A 2,374-nucleotide genomic window follows, 5' to 3' on the forward strand; every position below is an offset into this window, starting at 1 on the left:
CGATCACGCTCGTGACATGCGCGAGCAGCCCAACCGCCCGTCACGCCAGGGCCGTTGACCTGCACGAATCACGATGAAACTTCCTCAACGGACTGCGGTTCTTCGTCGCCGACCTGAAGCAGCTGAAGTTCGAACAGCTCCCGCGCGCCGAGCAGCAGGCGCACATCGCCCTGGCCACCCTGGCGGACCTGAAGCTCATCGTTGACTTCCGGCCGCACGGCGACGAAGGCAGTGGCATGTGGCAGGTCCAGGAGAACCCGGTCGACCGTACGGTCCTGCTCACCTCAGAAGTCATCGCCTACGCCGATCAGCGCCGCACGCTTGTCCGGCCGCGCCCGGAAAAGCCCGGAAGCACCCGGAACGATTCCTTCCCGCGCTGACCGAACCCCTCTCGTCCACCGTCCGGCAGGGCAAGCCGAGCGGCGGACCCGGAACCCACGCCGTTCCTGGTGGGCGGACCAAGCCGGTCCGCCCACCAGGAACGGCCCACGAGCGGAGCCTTCCCATATCCACCACCGCGAGCACGCAAGCCGACCCCGGCGCGGACTTCGACCGGGCGGCACGCCAGGCCCTACGCCTGGTCACGCCAGCCAGGTTGCGCCTGGTCGCCGCCCGCCCCCGGCGCACAGCCGCGGCAGCCCCTCCCACAGACACCGACGTGGAGGCCCTCGCCATCAGCGTCGGCGTCCTCAGCCCCGTAGACACCGGGCCCCGCTGACCGGCCCCGGCTGCTCAAGCCGGACGGCCTGACCACCGTCTTCCGCTCCACGACGCCCCTGCGACGCAATCATCCTCACGTCGAAAGGCACGCCTCCCATGAACAACCTTGCCGCCATTCCCGTCGCCGCCGTACTGCTGCACGCCCTGGCCGTCCTCGAAGTCCCCGGCTTTCTGGAACTCGACGAGGACTTCGTGATCGCCCACCCGCCACACCTTCCCCAGGACAAGGCCCTGGACAGCGAGCACATCATTCTCTGCACCCCCGCCTATGTCAGCAGCCCTGCGGCCCAGTACACGGGCGGCTTGTACGCCATGGCATACGAGGGCTACGACGGCTCGGACTACTGCGACATCGAGCGCGTCTACGAGGCACAGCCCGGATGGGACCTCATGGCTCACGCCGCCGCGTGCGCGAAGGCCGTTGCCGACTGGTTCGCCGCGCGCCAGACAACCGCCGAAGGCTCCGGAGACGACAGCGGGGCCGACGACACGGACGAAGTCCGTACCAGCACCACCGAAGTGTGCTGACTTGGGCAAAGCCGCCGGCCCCTGGAACCCACAAGCGCAGCACCAAGGCACCACCCATGAGGTATCCGACAGTGTAGGGCCTTGCATGAGACAGGATGAGCCACGATGACCACGACCAGAGAACAGTTCGAACAGCGCCTCGCGCAGCTGCGGCGCGAGGCGCAGGAACTCACGCGCAAGGACTTCGCGCACCTCGGCGGCGTCGCCGAGAAGACGATCCGGAACTGGCTGGACGCCGACCCGGAGTTTGCTGACACAGCCCGGACCGGTGCGCGGCGCGTCCAGCTCTTCCCCTTTGACGAGGGCGCGCAGTGGGTGCGCAAGCAGCTCTTCGGCCCCGACGAGCGGGCGCCGGAAGTAAGCCGCGGTCCCCGGCTCGCCGCGGAGCCCCATCGCATGCCCTACACGCCCGGCGAGCGGTGGCGCTGGGTTGACATGGCGCGTCTTCGCGGTGTGACGCCGACCGCCGTACGGCTGCTCGCCGCCGAGTACCGGGACCACCCCCAGCGCCCGTTTCCGCCGCGCGACGAGTTCGACCGCACGTGCGACGCCGGTGAGGTCTCCGACTGGTTCCTGTGGTACGACACCACCCGTCCGGGATACACCGGCCCCCGGCCCGCCGAGATCGCGGCCGAGTCCGGCACCAAGGACACCCGCCGCAAGGAGGTCATCAGGCGCCTGAACACGGCGCTCGACGGCGGCGAAACCCTGACCAGCCTGGCCCTGGCCGAGGAACTCGGGGTGAGCGCCGACGTTGCGGCCCGCTACCTGCGGCAGGCCGCCGAGGAGGTTCTCCCGAAGCGCGGTCTGATCTCCCGCAGCCAGATCGCCGAACGGCTGCCCACGGCGTCCGCCGCGCTCACGGACGGGCAGCGCCGAGAGAGGGTGAAGACCCTCCTCAAGCGCAAGAGCGCCCCCGCCCCCGTCATCACGGTGGCCGATACGCCCTACTACAGCGAAACGGCCATCGCCGAGCTCCTCGCCCCTCCCGCGTGACCCCGCTCGCCACCGCGTCGCCGATCGGACAGGCCGCGGTCGGCATTCTCACCTTCGCATCCCGGCGATCGAGTGTGGGGCCCTCGGCGGGAGGGGTGCAAGGACGGGCTGCGCCGCGTCCTTGCACCCC

At 69.9% G+C, this 2,374-nt stretch carries 3 protein-coding genes; 2 read left to right on the forward strand and 1 reads right to left on the reverse strand.

The genetic code is table 11. The features are described 5' to 3' along the window. Window positions 1-68: 68 nt before the first annotated feature. Window positions 69-218, reverse strand: coding sequence for a hypothetical protein (locus H8R17_RS45195; RefSeq protein WP_187828952.1), 150 nt, complete (start codon window positions 216-218; stop codon window positions 69-71). Window positions 219-816: 598 nt separating this feature from the next. Between H8R17_RS45195 and H8R17_RS45205 the strand changes: the two genes are divergently transcribed. Together H8R17_RS45205 and H8R17_RS45210 are read left to right on the forward strand one after the other, a co-directional pair. Next, window positions 817-1,248 carry a hypothetical protein gene (locus H8R17_RS45205; protein ID WP_187828954.1) on the forward strand — a complete coding sequence of 144 codons (432 nt, stop codon included), beginning with the start codon at window positions 817-819 and terminating at the stop codon, window positions 1,246-1,248. Between the two features lie 105 nt (window positions 1,249-1,353). Further along, window positions 1,354-2,244, forward strand: coding sequence for a hypothetical protein (locus tag H8R17_RS45210; RefSeq protein WP_187828955.1), 891 nt, complete (start codon window positions 1,354-1,356; stop codon window positions 2,242-2,244). The last annotated feature ends 130 nt before the right edge of the window (window positions 2,245-2,374 follow it).

Origin of the sequence: Streptomyces sp. TRM68367 (assembly GCF_014495685.1) — a bacterium.
Classification (GTDB): domain Bacteria; phylum Actinomycetota; class Actinomycetes; order Streptomycetales; family Streptomycetaceae; genus Streptomyces.